The organism is Kitasatospora sp. A2-31 (genome assembly GCF_022288725.1).
Taxonomy (GTDB): domain Bacteria; phylum Actinomycetota; class Actinomycetes; order Streptomycetales; family Streptomycetaceae; genus Kitasatospora.
This window is the reverse complement of record NZ_JAKNTA010000002.1, coordinates 647,067-662,893: the sequence shown is the minus strand read 5'-3', so window position 1 is coordinate 662,893 and position 15,827 is coordinate 647,067. Positions and strand designations below refer to the sequence as shown.

Genomic DNA, 15,827 nt, shown 5'->3' with positions numbered 1-15,827 from the left:
CGGGCGCGGCGGGGCGTCGGGCCGACCAGCCCGCGGAGAACCCCGACCGGTACCGACGCGTTCGCTCGTCCGTTCGGCGGGTACCCGCCCGGTGTGCTCACCATCGGCGTGGAGGAGGAGTACCTCCTCATCGACCCGGTCACCGGCGTGCCCGTCACCCGCGCCGCCCGCGTCCAGGCCGCCGCGGGCCTCCAGCCCGCACTCGCCGGCGACGAGGTCCAGCGCGAGCTCAGTCAGGCCCAGCTCGAAGTCGCCACACCGGTCTGCCACACCCTGGACGAAGTCGGTGGCCACCTGCTGCGCCTGCGCCACACCCTGGCCCAGGCCGCCGAGTCCTGCGGCACCCGGCTGGCGGCCACCGGCTCCGCGCCCTTCACCGACCGGCTGACCATCCCCCTCACGCCCACTCCGCGTTACCGGCGGATGCGTCGACAGGCCGGCGCCCTCGCCGACGAACAGCTGACCAACGGCATGCACGTCCACGTCGGCGTCCCCGACCGTGACGCGGGCATCACGGTCCTCGACGCCCTGCGCCCCTGGCTCCCCGTCCTCACCGCGCTGGCCGCCAACTCACCCCTGTGGCGCGGGCGGGACACCGGCTTCGCCAGCTGGCGCACCGTCGTCTTCAACCGCTGGCCGGTGGCCGGACCGCCACCGTACTTCGCCGACGCGGAGGACTACGACCGGCGCATACGCCGCCTCGTCGACACCGGCCTCGTCGACGACACCGGCCAGCTGTACTGGCACGCCCGCCTGTCCGAGCGCTACCCGACCGTCGAGATCCGGGCCATGGACGTCCAACTCCGGGTCGACGAAGCCGTCCTGCTCACCGGCCTGGTCCGGGCACTCGCCGAGCACGCGCTCGCCCACCCGCCCGGTGAACCCGACCCGCCCGAGTACCTGCGCGCCATCGCCTGGCACGCCGCCCGCCGCGGGGCGACCGGGCTGCTGTACGACCCGCTCGCGGACCGCATCCGCAGCGCCCGCGAGGTCACCGACGGGCTGATGACCCTGCTCAAGGGGCCGCTGCACGAGACCGGCGACCAGCAACGCGCCGTCCGGCTGCTGGACCAGCTCCACCGGGACGGGAACGGAGCCGCCCGCCAGCGGCGCGAGCTGCAACGCGGCGGCCGGACCGGACTGATCGACATGATCGCGAGCGAGACCGTGGGGACCGGATGAGGCCGGTACCCGTCACCCGCATGGCGCAATCCGCCGCGCGGGCCCGGCGCCCGCCCGCGAGACTCGGCCCGAGTACCCCCGCCGCCGCCCCTCCCGGCGTGGCCCCGCAATGGTTGAGGAGCAAGCAGCCGCCGTGATGAGCGACCAGCACACCCCGCAGGACCCCGCCGGCCAGTACCCGCAGCCCCCGTTCCCCGAGCAGTCCCAGCCCCATCCGGGCAGCGGCGAGGCGATGCGGCCGAGCCCCGACCACGGTGAAGCCGGCTACCGCGGCAGCGGACGCCTGACCGGGCGCGTCGCCCTGATCACCGGCGGCGACTCCGGTATCGGACGCGCCGTCGCCCTCGCCTTCGCCCGGGAGGGCGCGGACGTGGCCTTCTGTCACCTCCCCGAGGAACAGGCCGACGCCGAGGAGACCAGCCGCCTGGTCGTCGACGCCGGACGGCGCTCCCTCGCCGTACCCGGCGACCTGCGGGACCAGCGGTTCTGCACCGACCTGGTGACGCGCTGCACGGAGGGGTTCGGTCGCCTCGACATCCTGGTGAACAACGCGGCGTACCAGATGTCCCAGCCCGACGGCCTGTCCGCGATCAGCACCGAACAGTTCGACCGGGTCATGAAGACCAACCTGTACGGCATGTTCTGGACCACCCGCGCCGCGCTCCCCCACCTCCGCCCGGGCGCGTCCATCATCAACACCGCCTCCGTCCAGGCGTACAAGCCCAGCCCCCACCTGCTCGACTACGCGATGACGAAGGCCGCCATCGTCGCCTTCACCCAGGGACTGGCACTCCAGCTCGCCCCGGCCGGCATCCGTGTCAACGCCGTGGCCCCCGGTCCGGTGTGGACTCCGCTGATCCCCGCCACCATGGACGAGGAGAAGGTCGCCCACTTCGGCGAACAGTCACCCCTCGGCCGTGCCGCCCAACCCGCCGAAATGGCACCCGCCTACGTCTTCCTCGCCTCCCAGGAGTCCTCGTACATCACCGCCGAGATCGTCAACGCCACCGGCGGCACCCCGCTCCCCTGATCGGAGTGCCCGACCCCGTCGCCATGGCACGACCTCGGCGGGCGGGAACCCGGCTCTGCCGGGCCCGGGGCCAGACGAGGATCAGCCCGAGCCGTCCCGCGACCCGGCGCCGGGCCCGAGCGGCGCCGCGTTCGGCTCGAAACCCGCGTCCGATCGGGTGAGCCGTACCCGTGCGGCCGGTGACCGCAGGCGGTTCGGGGAACCCTTCCCGGCCGGGCGGGACGAGCCCGCCCGAAGGGAACTGGAGGCGAGATGGGGCACGGCGGGAACGTGATCGACGAGCTGATGGCCGACCACCGGGAGGTGGAGGAGATGTTCGCCCGGATGCAGGCGATGACCGGCGGCGGCCAACAGCTGCGCGACCTCGTGGACGAGGTCACGATCGAGCTGGTCCGGCACTCGGTGGCCGAGGAGCAGTACCTCTACCCGGCGGTCCGCGAGCACGTCGAGGGCGGGGACCGGCTCGCGGACAAGGAACTCGAGGACCACGGCCGCGTGGAGAAGCTCCTCAAGCAGCTGGAGAAGAGCAAGACCGACGACCCGCAGATGAACCTGCTGGTGCAGCAACTGATGGACGAGGTCGCCGCCCACGTCCAGGACGAGGAGGCCAACCTCTTCCCGAGGCTCCGGCAGGCCTGTACGCCCGAGACGCTGAACGACCTCGGCGACAAGATCCGCCGCGCCAAGTCCATGGCCCCCACCCGGCCGCATCCCGCCGCACCGGACACCCCGATGGCCAGCAAGCTGCTGGCACCCGGCGCCGGGCTGGTCGACCGGGCCCGCGACTTCGTGACCGGCCGCGGCAAGAACTCCTGATCCACCCCGGTACCCCGGGCGCGGCGGCCCTGCGGCACCGCGCCCGGGTCCGCATCGGCCCGGGGTCCGGGTCCGCCCGGCCGACCGACGACCCGCCGACCCGCCGACCCGCCGACCCGCCGACCCGACGACCCGCCGACCCGACGACCCGCCGACCGACCAAGGCATGACCCACCGACCGAGCGACCCACCGGGTGAGGGTGACGCGCGTCATGCCGCAGTCCGACCCACCCCGCCTACACTGGTCCGCCACAAGCGGAGCAGCGGAGCTCCACAACCGCAGCTCGCGGGGCCCTGACGGGCGGCGAGCACGCCCGTCGAGGAGCCACCGCCGTGTCCACCGATCTCTCCCCCGTCATAGCCGCCGGCACCCGCTGGCTGCTGGCCGCCTACCCTCCTGCCCCCGGTGCGCTCAGCCGCGCCCTGGGCGAGGCGCAGGCCAGGCAGGCGGTCACCCTGGCCTGCGCCCTGCGCTACCCGTCGGAGCTCGACTCCCGGCTGCTGCACCTTCTCGGCCCCGGCGGCAGCGACCGGCTGGACTGGCTCACCGGCATCGGACACGACGACCTCGACGGCGACGGCGCGTGGCGCACCTGGGTGGAGGAGACGGTGGTCAGCTGGGCGGCCTGCCTGCTGGCCGACCCCGCTCTCGCCCGACGCGCCCACGGCGCCGTGACCGCAGCGGGCAGCGACCCGGCCGGCGACGTGGGCCGCCTCGCCCGCCCCGGGGAGCACGAGTTGCAGGCGGCGCCCCTCCTCAGGCACCCCGATCTCCTCGAACCGGTCGCCGCCCTGCACCGGTCGCAGCTCCTCGAACACCTGGAGGGCGAGAACACCGCCGTTCGGTAGGCACGGCACGGCTCGGCCCCGAGGTCCTGGCCCGGGCCGAACGCCGCTATCGCGAGCGCTACGCCGCGGGCCGCGACTCCACCGGATGATCCGCCGGGACGGACCGGAGACACGCCCGGAACGCGGCGCTCGCCGCCTGCTGCCACGGGAACCGCCCGATCCGCACGTACCGGTGGACCCCCGACCGGCGTCGGTCCCCGGCAGGCCCGGCTGTACCCGGCGGGTGTGACCGGGGCCCGGGAGGGTAGTCGCGTCGCACCGGCGGACGGCCCGCGTCCGCCTTCCCCCGGGAGGCAGCTGTGAGCACCAGACGACGGTCCTGGGCCGTGGCGATGCGCGGCCGTTCGCACGAACCCGCCGAACACCTGGATCAACGGACCGGTCGCAGCCGTACCGGGGACGGTGACGCGGCAACGCCTCCGGAAGGCGGCCCCTCCACCGCCGACGCCCCGGCCGCCGGCCGGGACCGGGAGGACGGCACGGAACCCGAGCCGCCGGCCGCGGACCGCGCCGCTCCGTGAGCGCCGAGCCCGCGACCGGGCGCATCCTCGTGAGCGGGCCGGGCGACGCCGGCGAGGTCAGTCCGACGGCTCGGCCGCGAGCGCCGTGCCCGTCCGGGTGCGCAGGTGCACGGCCGTCCTGCCCGTGCGGCGGGTCGTCACCAGCCCCGCACCGCGCAGGGCGCCGAGGTGCTGGGAGACGGCGCCGGCGGTGACCCCCACCCGGGCGGCGAGTTCGGGAGTGCTGAGCGGTTCGCCGAGCTCGGCGAGTACGGCGGCGCGGGTGCGGCCGAGGACGGCGCCGAGGCCGGCGGACGTCGGGCGGGGCTGCTCCCGGAGCAGTCCGACGCCGGACACCGGGTAGCGGAGCGAGGCGGCGGCGCGCGGGGAGTAGTCGACGACCACGTCCGGCCACCCGAAGACGGACGGCATCAGCACCAACCCGTGGCCGCCCGCCTCGACCGTCCACACGGAGCCCCGTCGGCGGCGCCCGTGCACCACCAACTCGCCCTCCCGCCAGAGCACGTCGCCATGCAGCTCCGCGAAGAGTCCCTCGAGGCCGCCGTCCACGAGCGTCATCGCCCGCCGGTCCAGGTCCGCCTCCAGCACCGCCCGCATCCGCCCCCAGTGCGGAGCCACCAGCTGGGCGTAGCAGCGCGCCAACGCATCGGCGACCCGTTCCAGCAGCTCCGCCGGGGCCGGCAGCGTGCCGGCCCGGGCAGGCATTGCGGCAGCGCACTCCGCCGCGACGTACGCCGGGTCCGTCGTCCGCAGGCCCGCCAGCTCGGTGTCGAACGTCGGCAGGCGTTCCACCGGCACCGGGAACAGGAACGACGGCAGGCACCCTGCGAGCAGCGTCTGCAGCAACGGCAGGTCCGGATCCCCCGCCAGCACCGGCTGCGCCTCGCGCACCCACGGCCGGTGCACCTCGTGCCCACCGACGCCCAGCGCCGCCCGCACCCCGAACACCGTCTCGGCCAGCGGCGACGCCGCGAGCCGCACCCGGGCCACGTCGACCGCCGACAGCCGGATCTCCACCGCCAAGGCGCCCCCTGATCGTTTAGCCCTGCCTGAACGATAGCCGGGAAGGACCACCGCCCCCAGGCTGTCCGCCATGGAGTTCATCACCTCGTACGACGGAACCAGGCTCGCCTTTCGCACGCTCGGCGACGGCCCGCCGCTGCTCTGCCTCCCCGGCGGTCCCGGCCGCGCCGCGGAGTACCTGGGCGACCTCGGCGGCCTCTCCGCGCACCGCACCCTGATCCTGCCCGACACCCGCGGCACCGGCGCCTCCGGGACGCCCGCCGCCGCCGCCACGTACCGGGTCGACCGCCTGGTCGCCGACGTCGAGGCACTCCGCCGCCACCTCGGCCTCGACCGCGTGGACCTGCTCGGCCGCTCCGCCGGCGGCAGCCTGGCCATGCTCTACGCCGCCGCCCACCCCGACCGGCTGGACAGCCTGACCCTGGTCGCCCCTTCGTTCGCCGCCGTCGGGCTGCCCTCCGACACCGGCGCGGAGGAGGTGATCGCCGCCCGTGCTGCCGAGCCCTGGCACGCCGAGGCCGCGACGGCGTACCGGCACGTGAAGGCCGCGAACACCTTCGCGGAGGCCGCACCGTACCGGTTCGCCTTCGAGCCGCTGATGTACGGCCGCTGGGACGACACCGCCCGTGCCCACGCCGCCGCCGATCCCGCGCAGCGGGCGCTGCCGGTCAGCGAGCACTACTACCAGGGCTACACGCCCGACTCCGAGGGGCTCCGGCGCCGCCTGGGCGCCCTGTCCTGCCCGGTGCTGCTCCTCGTGGGCGAGTTCGACCTGTGGCCCACCGCGCAGTCCGCGGCCGGCGCCGCGTCGCTCCTGCCCGGGGTGGCGCTCGCCGTCCAGCCGGACGCCGGCCACTACCCGTGGCTGGACGACCCGCAGGCGTTCACGGCGACGGTGGCGGGCTTCCTCCGACGGGACCGGGAGTGACCGGGGGCGACCCGGCACAGGAACCGGGGACCGGCCTCACTCCTCGGTGTCCGGTGCCTCGGAGCCGTCCTCGCGTCCGGGGACGGCGCGCGCTGCCTCGGCGGTCGCGTCGTAGCTCTCGCGTACCGCGGTGCCGTCCGGCGGCCGGTTGCGGCTGGAGGCCGGGTCGGGCTCGGCACCGGCCGCACGATCACCGTAGGAGCGGTCCCCCGCCGCCTCGTCCAGGGGCTTGACGACCCGGCGGGGTCGCGTGTCGGCGGCCGGCAGGTCCTTTCCCCGCTCTCTCATGGTTCGCCTCCTGAAAGCTCTCGTCCCGCGGGTCCGATCGGGGCGGACGGCGCGGCCGCCTGCGGCCCTCCCCCCTGCGGGTGCCCTCCTTGCAGCCCCTCAACCACCGGGCGAAGGCCGGAGCGACCCGGGCGAGGGCGAACCGTCCGGGGCCCGATCCGCCGAGCCCGGTGTCGACGGGGCTTCGGTTATAGTGCCCACGACAACGTCCGCGGGAGGCCCGGGACCGAAGCTCCTGTCACCCCGCCGCCCCGGTGGGCCCGTTCCCTCGCAGAGACCTCCGGACGGCAGGGCCGGTCCGGTACCGGGGGACGGGGAGAGGAACCGTCGTGGCGTCCGTCCGGGAGAGACTGAGCAGCGCACGCGTCCAGGCCTTCATCGGCCGGGACGCCGAGCTCGGGCAGTTCGCGCAGGCCCTGGCCGGGGATCCGCAGGCGCCGTTCGCGTTCTACGTGTTCGGGCCGGGCGGCATCGGCAAGTCGACGCTGCTGCGCCGCCTAGCGGACGACGCCCGGGCGGCGGGACGGCTGCCCCTCGAACTGGACGGCCGCTTCGTGAGCCGGGACCCGGCCGACTTCGAGCGGACCGCCGCCCCGCTCCTGGACGTGCCCGGGACGGTCCTGCTCGTCGACTCCTTCGAGCACTGCCAGTGGCTGGAGAGCTGGCTGTGGCAGCGGTTCCTGCCCCGCGCCGCCGACGACACCCTGGTGGTCCTGGCCGGCCGCCTCGCCCCGCAGCCCCAGTGGACCGCCGACCCCGCCTGGGCCGGGCTGCTGGCCGTCCGCGAACTGCAGCCGTTCACCGAGGATCAGGCCCGGAGCCTGCTGACCACGGCACAGGTCGTCCCCCAGCTCCGGCAGCGGGTGCTGCGCTTCGCCGGCGGCAACCCGCTGGCCCTCTCCCTCGCGGCCGCCGCGAGGACGGCCGACTGGCACCGGGAGGACGTCTGGGCCCCCTCGGCCGACGTCCTGCGCACCCTCCTGTCGGGTCTGATCGGCGAGGTGCCGACCGCGGCCCATCGCCGCGCCCTGGAGGTGGCGGCCCAGGCCTACTCGACCTCGGAGGAGTTGCTCGCCGCCGTCCTGCCCGACGAGGACGCCCACCCGCTCTTCGCCTGGCTCCGGGACCTGCCCTTCATGGAGTCCACCCACCGCGGCCTCCACCCGCACGACGCCGCGCGCGAGACGCTGGCCGCCGACCTGCGCTGGCGGGCGCCCAACGCCTTCCTGACGATGCGCCACCGGCTGACCGAGGAGTACCTGCGGCTGCTGCGCGAGGCACCCGAGGAACGGGTCTGGACCGTCACCGACGAGCTCTTCTACCTCTTCCGCGAGGGGGAGATCGTGGCGCGCCTGCGCACCTGGTCCCGCGAGGACGAGGTGCACGACCGGCCCCTCACCCCGGACGACCTCGACGTCGTGCTGCGCATGGCCACGGAGACCGAGGGCCCGGAGTCCGCGGAACTGGTCCGCTACTGGGCGGAGCGTCAGCCGCAGGCCTTCAGCGTCTACCGGCTCGTGAGCACCGGCCGGATCGTGGCGTTCACCGCCCGCCTCGCGCTGCCCGCCCCCGCCGACCCGGAGGACCTGGCCACCGATCCGGTGGTGGCGGCCGCCTGGGCGTACACCGACGCCACCGCGCCGGTACGGCCCGGCGAGCACATCGGCGTCAGCCGCTTCACGGTCTACCCCGAGCGCTACCAGATACCCTCGCGCGTGATCGACCTGAGCAGCTCCCGCGCCCAGGCGGAGTCCGCCCGCGCCCGTGGCCGCGCCTTCGGCTTCGCCGTCTGGCGGGACGCCGAGACGTGGGCCGCGCGCGTCGAGGGCAGCCTCGCCGACACCGGCGCCCGCCCCCGGGTCGGCGACCACACGTACGGCGTGTTCGGCGTCGACTGGCGGCAGGTGCCCGTCGAGACGTGGCTGCGCCACTTCATCGCGGCCGCCGCCGTGCCCGTCCAGGCCGGGCCGTCGGGCGTCTCACGGGCTGCGTTCGAGCAGGCCGTGCGGGAAGCCCTGGCGCACTGGCGCGACCCGGGCGCCTTCGCCGCCTGCTCCCTCCTGCGCGCCCGCCTGGCAGCCGACTTCGAAGAGCCCGCCGAGGAGTTGCGCGGCCTGCTGCGCCGGGCCGTGGACGAGCTCGGCCGCGATCCCCGCGGTGTCCGCGCCCGCGACGCCGTGACGGCAGGCTACTTCTCCGGTGCACCCACCCAGGAAGCCGCGGCCCGCCGTCTGAACCTCCCGTACGGCACCTACCGGCGCCACCTGCGGCAGGGGCTGGACCTGCTCTGCGAGGCACTGTGGGAGCAGGAGCTGCACGGCACCCCCTGAGGACGCGCACGCCCGCGACAAGGACGCGCCCGCCTGCTCTCCGGCGGGGCGCGGCGCGGGCCGCGCGGGGGCGCGGCCCGCCGCGGGTACACAGCCGCGGGTGCACAGCTGCGGGTGGACAGCTGCGGACAGGGGTGGACAGTCCTCGCCGCCGCCGGGCCTGGCAAGTGGACAGCGTCCCGAACGAGTCTGTGCGCCATGAACGTTGCACGCACGCAGACGGACCCGGCAGCAGCCCGGGCCCACCGACCGGGAGCGGCGCTCGCGGCACTCGCCGCGGCCCAGTTCACCGTCATGCTCGCCACCTCGATCGTGAACGTGGCGCTGCCTCAGATCCGGGCCGGGGCCGGCCTCTCGGACGGCTCGACCACCTGGGTGGTCAACGCCTACGGCCTGGCGTTCGGGGCACTGCTGCTGGCCGGCGGTCGGGCGGCCGACCTGCTCGGCCGCCGCCGGGTGCTGGTCGCCGGACTCGCACTGTTCGCGACGGCCTCGCTGCTGGCCGGACTGGCCGCCGCCGGGGGTGTGCTGATCACCGCCCGGGCCGTCCAGGGCCTCGCCGCGGCGGCCATCGCCCCGGCCGCGCTCGCCCTGGCGATGGAGCAGTTCCCCACCGGCTCCGGGCGCGGCATGGCGCTCGGGGTGTGGGGGGCGGTCTCCGGCGCGGGAGGAGCGGCCGGCGTGCTGCTGGGCGGAGTGCTGACCCAGGCATGGGGCTGGCCGTGGATCTTCCACTCGGTCGCGCTCGGGTCGGCGCTGGTCCTGGCCGCCGTGGTCGCCCTCGTGCCACCGCCGGTCGCGCACGGGGCCGGACGCGTGGCCGCACCGGTGGACGAGCGCGTGTCCGGGACGAAGGCCGGGCGGGCGTCCGGCCGGTTCGACCTGCTGGGCACCGCCACCGTCACCCTCGCCCTGACCTGTCTGGTCTGGGGCCTGACCACCGCCCGCGGAGCCGGCTGGAGCGACGGCGGGGTGGTCGGGTCCCTGGGCGCCGCCGCCGTCCTGCTCGCGGCCTTCGCGGTCATCGAGCGCCGCCGGCCGAACGCGCTGATACCGCCGCGGCTGCTCGCCACCGGCCGCGTGGCCACCGGCAATCTGCTGATGGCCCTGCTGGGGTCGGTGTGGATCGCCCTGTTCTTCTTCCTGCCGCTCTACCAACAGCAGGTCCTCGGCTCGGGGCCGCTGGCCACCGGCGCGGGCCAACTCCCGCTCGCCGCGGCCAACATGCTCGGCGCCGCCGCGGCACCGCGGGTCTCCCGGCGGCTCGGCCCCGCCACGACCGTGGTCGCCGCCCTGCTCACCGAGGCCGCCGGTCTGCTCTGGCTGTCACGGATCAGCGCCGACGGAAGCTACCTCGCCGACGTCCTCGGACCGAGCGTCCTGATCGGTCTGGGTCTGAGCATCGCCTTCGTCCAGCTCACCGCCCTCGCGGTGGACGGCGTCCCGCCCCGGGACGCCGGGCTGGCCGGCGGACTGGTCAACACCACCCGCCAGGTCGGCGGCGCGATCGGCCTCGCCGCCCTGACCACCCTCGCCGGCTCCGTCACCACCCACGCGGCCGCCCGGCAGCCGCACCTGGAAGCCCTCACCGCCGGCTACCGGGCTGCCTTCGCCGTCTCGGCCGCGATCCTGACCGTCACCGCCCTGCTCGCGCTCCTGCTCACCCGGTGCACCGGCCGACGGAAGTCCGTGACCGCCTCCGCGCGGCCGGCGCCCGACCCGCAAGCCGCCTGAACCGACCGACCGGGCCGGTCCCTCCGACGATCCCGGTCACGACCCCCGGACCACCCGACTCCGCACACCGCACACCGCACACCGCACACCGCACACCGCACACCGAAAGGATCCACGCCATGAACGCCCCCAAGCCGTACCTGACCGGTCACTACACCCCGGTCGCCGACGAGCTCACCGCCACCGGGCTGACCGTCGAGGGCACCCTGCCGCCCGAGCTGACCGGCCGGCTGGTCCGCAACAGCCACAACCCCAAGCCCGGCATCACCCCCACCCACTGGTTCAAGGGCAGCGGCATGGTGTACGGCATCCGGCTCCGCGAGGGCCGCGCCGAGTGGTACCGCAACCGCTGGGTGCGCACCCCCGCCCTCGACGGCGCCCCCTACCTGACCGAGCACGGCCCCGACCTGACCGCCAGCGCCGCCGGCACCCACGTCATCGAGCACGGCGGCCGGCTGCTCGCCCTCTGCGAGGCGAACCTGCCGTTCGAGCTCACCCGGGAGCTGGACACGGTCGGGGCGTACGACTTCGACGGAAGGCTGCGCACCGCGATGACCGCGCATCCCAAGGAGGACCCGGTGACGGGCGAGCTCCACTTCTTCGCGTCCTCACCCTTCCCGCCGTTCCTGACGTACTACGTCGCCGACGCCAAGGGCGGGATCGTCCACAGCGCCGAGGTCCCGGGCGCGACCGCCTCGCTCAAGCACGACTTCGCCATCACCCGCCGCCACGTGGTCTTCGTCGAGGGCACCGTGACCTTCGACCCCACCGATCACTCGGGCATCCCCTACGGCTGGAGCGACGAGCAGCCCGCCCGCATCGGCGTGATGCCGCGCGGCGGCCACGGCGCCGGGCGCGTCCGCTGGTTCTCCATCGAGCCGGGCAACATGCTGCACGTCGCCAACGCCTACGAGGACGGCCTGGGCCGCATCGTCCTGGAGGGCCCCACCGTGGACCGGGAAGGGTTCCGGCTCTCCTGGAACTGGTGGACCGGCGCCCCCGGGCGCGGCAGCGAGCCCGTCAGCCGCTCCTACACGCGACGCTGGGTGGTCGACCTCATGGCCGGCACCGTCGACGAGCAGATCATCGACGACCTGCCGGTGGAGTTCCCGACCCTCAACGAGGAGTACCTGGGCGCCGAGAACCGCTACCGGTACGCGGTCTCCTTCCCCGACGAGGAGGGCTTCGGCGGCTACGGCGTCGTCAAGTACGACCGCATCACCGGGGCGCGCCGCATCCGCCCGGTCGGCGACGCCCGGATGCCCAGTGAGGCCCTCTTCGTCCCGGCCGCCGGAGCCACCGGCGAGGACGAGGGCTACCTGCTCACCGTCGTGACCGACCTCAAGCAGGACGCCTCGCAGCTGCTGGTCCTCGACGCCACCGGCCTCGACCGCCTCGCCACCGTTCACCTGCCCCACCGCGTCAGCGCCGGACTCCACGGCTCCTGGATCCCCGACACCGGCCAGGACGCCGCCCGCGGCTGACGCCCCGCACCCGCGCGCGAAGCGAAGGCCCCGCTCCACCGGACCCTAAGGCCGGTGGAGCGGGGCCTTCGACGTGGCACCCGCGAGGGCGGGCCCGGGGCGAGGACGCCTGGGTCCCGTCGGCGACGATGCTGGACGGCGACCGATGAGTTCGTCCATGATCCACAGTCAGAACCCATGACCGGTCCGGACGGCGCGCTGCAGGTGTGGTCGTGGCGGTGTCGTCGAAGGGCCGGTCGAGACGTGGCAACCGAACGCGAAGGAACACCCGGACATGCGCACCCTGATCAGCACTGCCTTCATCTCGCTCGACGGCGTCGTCGAGGCCCCGGGCGGCGAGCCCGGCTACCGGAACTCCGGGTGGACCTTCAAGCACACCGACTTCCTGCCCGAGGCGTTCGAGATCAAGGGCCGGGAGCAGAGCGAGGCCACCGCGATGCTGATGGGCCGCATCAGCTACGAGGCGTTCAGCCCGGTGTGGCCGGACATGGCGGACTTCGCCGAGTACAAGGTGATTCCGAAGTACGTCGTCTCCACCACCCTCACCGAGGACGACCTGGTGTCGAACTGGGGCGAGACGACGATCCTGCGCTCGCTCGACGAGGTCGCCGCGCTGAAGCGGACCGAGGGCGGCCCCATCATCGTCCACGGCAGCGCCTCGCTGAACCAGAGCCTCTCGGACGCCGGGCTGATCGACCGCTACCACCTGCTCGTCTTCCCGCTCCTGCTGGGTGCGGGCAAGCGCCTCTTCAGCACCACGGACAAGGACGCCCAGAAGCTCCGGCTGGTCGAGCACCGGGCCTACGACAACGGCCTGCAGCTGAACGTCTTCGACGTCGTCCACTGACGCGACCCGCCGGCCGGCGCCGTCCCGGCCACCCGCCCGGACCGCCATCGGCCAGCAGGCGGCCACATCCGGCACACCCTCTGCTCACCAACCGACAGACCTTCAAACAGTAGGACAACTCCCCAACTCGGCTCCGAAATGGCGACCCCTCTCCAAGAATTGGTGTAGAATCATAGGCGCAGGGAGGCCTTCGGAGCCGATGCCGAAGCCATCGGCAGGCCACCCGCCGGCAGGGGGAACGACCGTCATGAACTACCACCTCGACACCGCGCGCGCGATCATCGACGAGCGGATGCGTGAGGCCGAGCAGCACCGCCTCGCCCACGCGCTGTACCTGAAGAACCGCGCCGAGGCCAAGACCCGGCGGGCGCGCCTGCTCCTCGCCCGCCTCGGCGGATGAGCACCACCGCGGCGGGCCGTCACCCACGGCGTGACGGCGGGACCGCCGACCGGCCGACAGGCGCCCTACTCGCAGGGCGCCTGTCGGCCGTTCCCGTCGGGGCCACCGCATGACCCGCACCACCGGCGGCGTGAGCACCCCGCTCCTGGTCGACGGCAGCGGAATGCTCTGCGTCACCCTGCTGCTCCACCTGCGCAGGCTCATCGCCGGCGCTCCCGGCGGCACGATCGTCCACGTCGTCACCACCGACCCGGCGGCCCCTCTCGACCTGCCCGCCTGGTGTCACCTCACCGGCCACGCCTACCTCGGCCCCGTCCGCGACGAGACCGGCCGAGGCCGGGACGTCCACGCCCTGCGCCTGGCCGATGACCCGGTGCCGACCCACCCCGCCGCTCCCTGGCGCACGACGACGGTGCAACAGGCACCCCCGGCAGGCCGTTGACCTGCGGGTCGCGCAGGGCCGGCCTCCGCGCAGGCCGGCTCAGGACGCGGCGCGCAGGCGCTTCCGACCGGCCTTCCGGACGGCGTCCAGCAACTCGTCCCGGTTCATGGTGGAGCGGTGCGGGATGTCGAGGTCGGTCGCGCGCTGGTACAGCTCGGCCTTGGTGAGCCGGCCGAGATCCTCCCTCTGGTTCGCCGCCGCACGACCGCCCGTGGCCTTCCGCGCAGCGGCCGTTGTCGCAGCGGACTTCTTCGCAGTGGCCGTCCTCGCAGCCGACTTCTTCGCAGCCGCCTTCCCGGCGGCGGGCGCCTCGTCCGCGGACCCCACCGCGGCGGACGGCGCCTTCCCGCCCCGGGCACCCTCCAGGCTGCGGCGCAGCACGTCCATCAGATCGACCACGTTGGTGGCCTCGGCCGGCGGCCCCTCGGAGACGGCGATCTCCCGGCCGGCGGCCTTGTCCTCGACCAGCTTGCGCACCTGCTCCGCGTAGGTGTCGTGGTACTCCTGCGGATCCCAGTCGACCTCCAGCATGCCGATCAGCTGCTCCGCGGTGTCCAGCTCCCTGGTGCTGGGCTTCACCTCCTCGCCGGGGAGGCCGTCCACCTCGCGCCGTGGGTCGCGGACCTCGTCGGCGAAGTGCATGGTGTGCAGTTCGAGCAGGCCGTGCTCCGCGCGGACGGCGGTCAGGTACTCCTTGCCGCGCATGGCGAACATGGCCAGCCCGGCGCGGTGCGACCGTTCGAGGGACTGCGTCAGAAGGGCGTAGATCTTGGCGTACTCCTTCGAGCGGGGCCCGAGGTAGTACGTGCGGTCGAAGTAGATCGGGTCGATCTCGTCCAGGTCGACGAAGCCGGAGATGTCGATCGTCTTCGAGCGGCCCGGGGAGATCTGCTCCAGCTCCTCCGGCTCGACGACGACGTACTCGCCCTCGGTGAGCTCGTAGCCCTTCACGATGTCCGCGTAGGGGACCTCCTTGCCGGTGCGCTCGTTCACCCGCTTGTTGCGGACCCGGTCGGAAGTCCCGCGCTGGAGCTGGTGGAAGCGGACCGAGCGGTCCTCCGTCGCCGTGTACAGGGCCACCGGCACGGTCACCAGGCCGAACGTGAGCACGCCGCTCCACACGGGTCTGGCCATCTGCGCCTCCTCGTCCCCCCTTCGTCGTGGTTCCCCCGGCCGCCTCGTCCGCCGCCGGTCAGATCTGTTCCTCCATCCGGATCGCGTCGCGGAGGTCCTGCTGGGCTTCGCCCGGGCGCCCCTCCTGCTCCTCCAGGAGCGCGGCGGCGATCGCGTCGAGCTTGCGCTGGACGGCCCGATCGGCCCGGCGCTCGGAGTTCTTCAGCAGGGCCAGCAACAGCAGGGTCACCGCCGACATCAGGTCTCCGACGAAGAACTGCACGCCGACCGGGGCGTCCACGGCGTACAGCAGCACGAACGCCGTGACCAGCAGCACGCACACGCTGGAGAAGAGCAGCGAGCCGGTGAAGTTGGACCCGGCCTCGGCGAGGCTGGCGAAACGACTGCGCCGGTCGCCGCCGGTGTCGGCCGGATGGGTGAGTTTCATGCCATCACCACCTGTTCCGCGTCTCGGCAGCGTTCGCCGCGGTCAAACCCGTGGCGCCCGGCGGGACGGCCGGAGCGAGCGGTCGGCTCAGCGGAGCAGGACGGCGAGCAGCTCCGCGATGGTGGGCCCGCTGTCGGCCGGATGACGCAGCTGCTTGCCGGCGATGACGTGGTACTGGTTCACGCGCCCCTGCCGCTCGTGGCTGAGGTAGCCGGCCTCCTCCAGGTCGACGATGATCCGCTGCACCGCGCGCTCGGTGAGCAGGCAGCGGGCGGCGATCTCGCGGACCCGGATGCCGGGGTCGCGCGCGATCTGGACGAGGACACGGGCGTGGCTGGTCAGGAAGGTCCACTGCCGTACCGGACCGGTCGGTGCGCCCATGTCCACGCCTC

At 74.2% G+C, this 15,827-nt stretch carries 16 protein-coding genes; 11 read left to right on the top strand and 5 right to left on the bottom strand.

The features are described from left to right. The first annotated feature begins 93 nt into the window (after window positions 1-93). The 4 genes from MCM47_RS07885 (at window position 94) to MCM47_RS07870 (ending at window position 3,877) form a co-directional block, all read left to right on the top strand. Complete coding sequence (locus MCM47_RS07885; protein ID WP_238859789.1) at window positions 94-1,182, top strand: glutamate--cysteine ligase; 1,089 nt, start codon at window positions 94-96, stop codon at window positions 1,180-1,182. 136 nt (window positions 1,183-1,318) lie between these two features. Next, entirely contained in the window at window positions 1,319-2,212 is an 894-nt protein-coding gene (locus tag MCM47_RS07880; protein WP_238859788.1) for an SDR family oxidoreductase, read from the top strand. Between the two features lie 252 nt (window positions 2,213-2,464). Then, window positions 2,465-3,028, top strand: coding sequence for a hemerythrin domain-containing protein (locus MCM47_RS07875; protein ID WP_238859787.1), 564 nt, complete (start codon window positions 2,465-2,467; stop codon window positions 3,026-3,028). 333 nt (window positions 3,029-3,361) lie between these two features. After that, the gene (locus MCM47_RS07870; protein ID WP_238859786.1) at window positions 3,362-3,877 is read left to right on the top strand and encodes a hypothetical protein; all 516 of its coding nucleotides are present in this window, start codon (window positions 3,362-3,364) and stop codon (window positions 3,875-3,877) included. 578 nt (window positions 3,878-4,455) lie between these two features. Here the strand turns inward: MCM47_RS07870 and MCM47_RS07865 are convergent. Beyond that, the gene (locus MCM47_RS07865) at window positions 4,456-5,415 is read right to left on the bottom strand and encodes a DUF5937 family protein (protein WP_238860055.1); all 960 of its coding nucleotides are present in this window, start codon (window positions 5,413-5,415) and stop codon (window positions 4,456-4,458) included. 76 nt (window positions 5,416-5,491) lie between these two features. Between MCM47_RS07865 and MCM47_RS07860 the strand changes: the two genes are divergently transcribed. Beyond that, window positions 5,492-6,349, top strand: a complete 858-nt coding sequence (locus MCM47_RS07860) for an alpha/beta fold hydrolase (RefSeq protein ID WP_238859785.1) — start codon at window positions 5,492-5,494, stop codon at window positions 6,347-6,349. Window positions 6,350-6,385: 36 nt separating this feature from the next. On the opposite strand, the gene MCM47_RS07855 is transcribed toward MCM47_RS07860, so the two are convergent. Next, a complete protein-coding gene (locus MCM47_RS07855; RefSeq protein ID WP_238859784.1) occupies window positions 6,386-6,637 on the bottom strand; it encodes a hypothetical protein in 252 nt (83 codons plus the stop codon). Window positions 6,638-6,966: 329 nt separating this feature from the next. Here MCM47_RS07855 and MCM47_RS07850 point away from each other — a divergent pair, with 329 nt between their 5' ends. From MCM47_RS07850 to MCM47_RS07825, 6 genes are all read left to right on the top strand, one after another. After that, the gene (locus MCM47_RS07850) at window positions 6,967-8,967 is read left to right on the top strand and encodes an ATP-binding protein (RefSeq protein WP_238859783.1); all 2,001 of its coding nucleotides are present in this window, start codon (window positions 6,967-6,969) and stop codon (window positions 8,965-8,967) included. Window positions 8,968-9,165: 198 nt separating this feature from the next. After that, a complete protein-coding gene (locus MCM47_RS07845; protein WP_238859781.1) occupies window positions 9,166-10,701 on the top strand; it encodes an MFS transporter in 1,536 nt (511 codons plus the stop codon). A gap of 119 nt (window positions 10,702-10,820) precedes the next feature. After that, the gene (locus MCM47_RS07840; RefSeq protein WP_238859779.1) at window positions 10,821-12,185 is read left to right on the top strand and encodes a carotenoid oxygenase family protein; all 1,365 of its coding nucleotides are present in this window, start codon (window positions 10,821-10,823) and stop codon (window positions 12,183-12,185) included. A 274-nt stretch (window positions 12,186-12,459) separates the two neighbouring features. Continuing rightward, window positions 12,460-13,032, top strand: a complete 573-nt coding sequence (locus tag MCM47_RS07835; protein WP_238859777.1) for a dihydrofolate reductase family protein — start codon at window positions 12,460-12,462, stop codon at window positions 13,030-13,032. A 247-nt stretch (window positions 13,033-13,279) separates the two neighbouring features. Further along, window positions 13,280-13,432 carry a hypothetical protein gene (locus tag MCM47_RS07830; protein ID WP_209413824.1) on the top strand — a complete coding sequence of 51 codons (153 nt, stop codon included), beginning with the start codon at window positions 13,280-13,282 and terminating at the stop codon, window positions 13,430-13,432. A 109-nt stretch (window positions 13,433-13,541) separates the two neighbouring features. Further along, window positions 13,542-13,874, top strand: a complete 333-nt coding sequence (locus tag MCM47_RS07825) for a sulfurtransferase TusA family protein (RefSeq protein WP_238859776.1) — start codon at window positions 13,542-13,544, stop codon at window positions 13,872-13,874. Window positions 13,875-13,913: 39 nt separating this feature from the next. Here the strand turns inward: MCM47_RS07825 and MCM47_RS07820 are convergent, their stop codons facing one another. The 3 genes from MCM47_RS07820 to MCM47_RS07810 all read right to left on the bottom strand — a co-directional run bounded on the left by MCM47_RS07820 (window position 13,914) and on the right by MCM47_RS07810 (window position 15,816). Then, window positions 13,914-15,008, bottom strand: a complete 1,095-nt coding sequence (locus MCM47_RS07820; protein WP_238859774.1) for a Ku protein — start codon at window positions 15,006-15,008, stop codon at window positions 13,914-13,916. A gap of 58 nt (window positions 15,009-15,066) precedes the next feature. Beyond that, window positions 15,067-15,435 carry a hypothetical protein gene (locus MCM47_RS07815; protein WP_238859772.1) on the bottom strand — a complete coding sequence of 123 codons (369 nt, stop codon included), beginning with the start codon at window positions 15,433-15,435 and terminating at the stop codon, window positions 15,067-15,069. Between the two features lie 87 nt (window positions 15,436-15,522). Next, window positions 15,523-15,816: a helix-turn-helix domain-containing protein gene (locus MCM47_RS07810; protein WP_238859770.1), complete on the bottom strand. Its 294-nt coding sequence runs from the start codon at window positions 15,814-15,816 to the stop codon at window positions 15,523-15,525. Between the last annotated feature and the right edge of the window lie 11 nt (window positions 15,817-15,827).

What these genes read in the sequence shown, in the direction of transcription:
- MCM47_RS07880 (WP_238859788.1), top strand. Translation starts at nt 1,319, where the DNA reads ATGAGCGACCAGCACACCCCGCAGGACCCCGCCGGCCAGTACCCGCAG.
- MCM47_RS07875 (WP_238859787.1), top strand. Translation starts at nt 2,465, where the DNA reads ATGGGGCACGGCGGGAACGTGATCGACGAGCTGATGGCCGACCACCGG.
- MCM47_RS07860 (WP_238859785.1), top strand. Translation starts at nt 5,492, where the DNA reads ATGGAGTTCATCACCTCGTACGACGGAACCAGGCTCGCCTTTCGCACG.
- MCM47_RS07855 (WP_238859784.1), bottom strand. Translation starts at nt 6,637, where the DNA reads ATGAGAGAGCGGGGAAAGGACCTGCCGGCCGCCGACACGCGACCCCGC.
- MCM47_RS07845 (WP_238859781.1), top strand. Translation starts at nt 9,166, where the DNA reads ATGAACGTTGCACGCACGCAGACGGACCCGGCAGCAGCCCGGGCCCAC.
- MCM47_RS07840 (WP_238859779.1), top strand. Translation starts at nt 10,821, where the DNA reads ATGAACGCCCCCAAGCCGTACCTGACCGGTCACTACACCCCGGTCGCC.
- MCM47_RS07835 (WP_238859777.1), top strand. Translation starts at nt 12,460, where the DNA reads ATGCGCACCCTGATCAGCACTGCCTTCATCTCGCTCGACGGCGTCGTC.
- MCM47_RS07830 (WP_209413824.1), top strand. Translation starts at nt 13,280, where the DNA reads ATGAACTACCACCTCGACACCGCGCGCGCGATCATCGACGAGCGGATG.
- MCM47_RS07825 (WP_238859776.1), top strand. Translation starts at nt 13,542, where the DNA reads ATGACCCGCACCACCGGCGGCGTGAGCACCCCGCTCCTGGTCGACGGC.
- MCM47_RS07820 (WP_238859774.1), bottom strand. Translation starts at nt 15,008, where the DNA reads ATGGCCAGACCCGTGTGGAGCGGCGTGCTCACGTTCGGCCTGGTGACC.
- MCM47_RS07815 (WP_238859772.1), bottom strand. Translation starts at nt 15,435, where the DNA reads ATGAAACTCACCCATCCGGCCGACACCGGCGGCGACCGGCGCAGTCGT.
- MCM47_RS07810 (WP_238859770.1), bottom strand. Translation starts at nt 15,816, where the DNA reads ATGGGCGCACCGACCGGTCCGGTACGGCAGTGGACCTTCCTGACCAGC.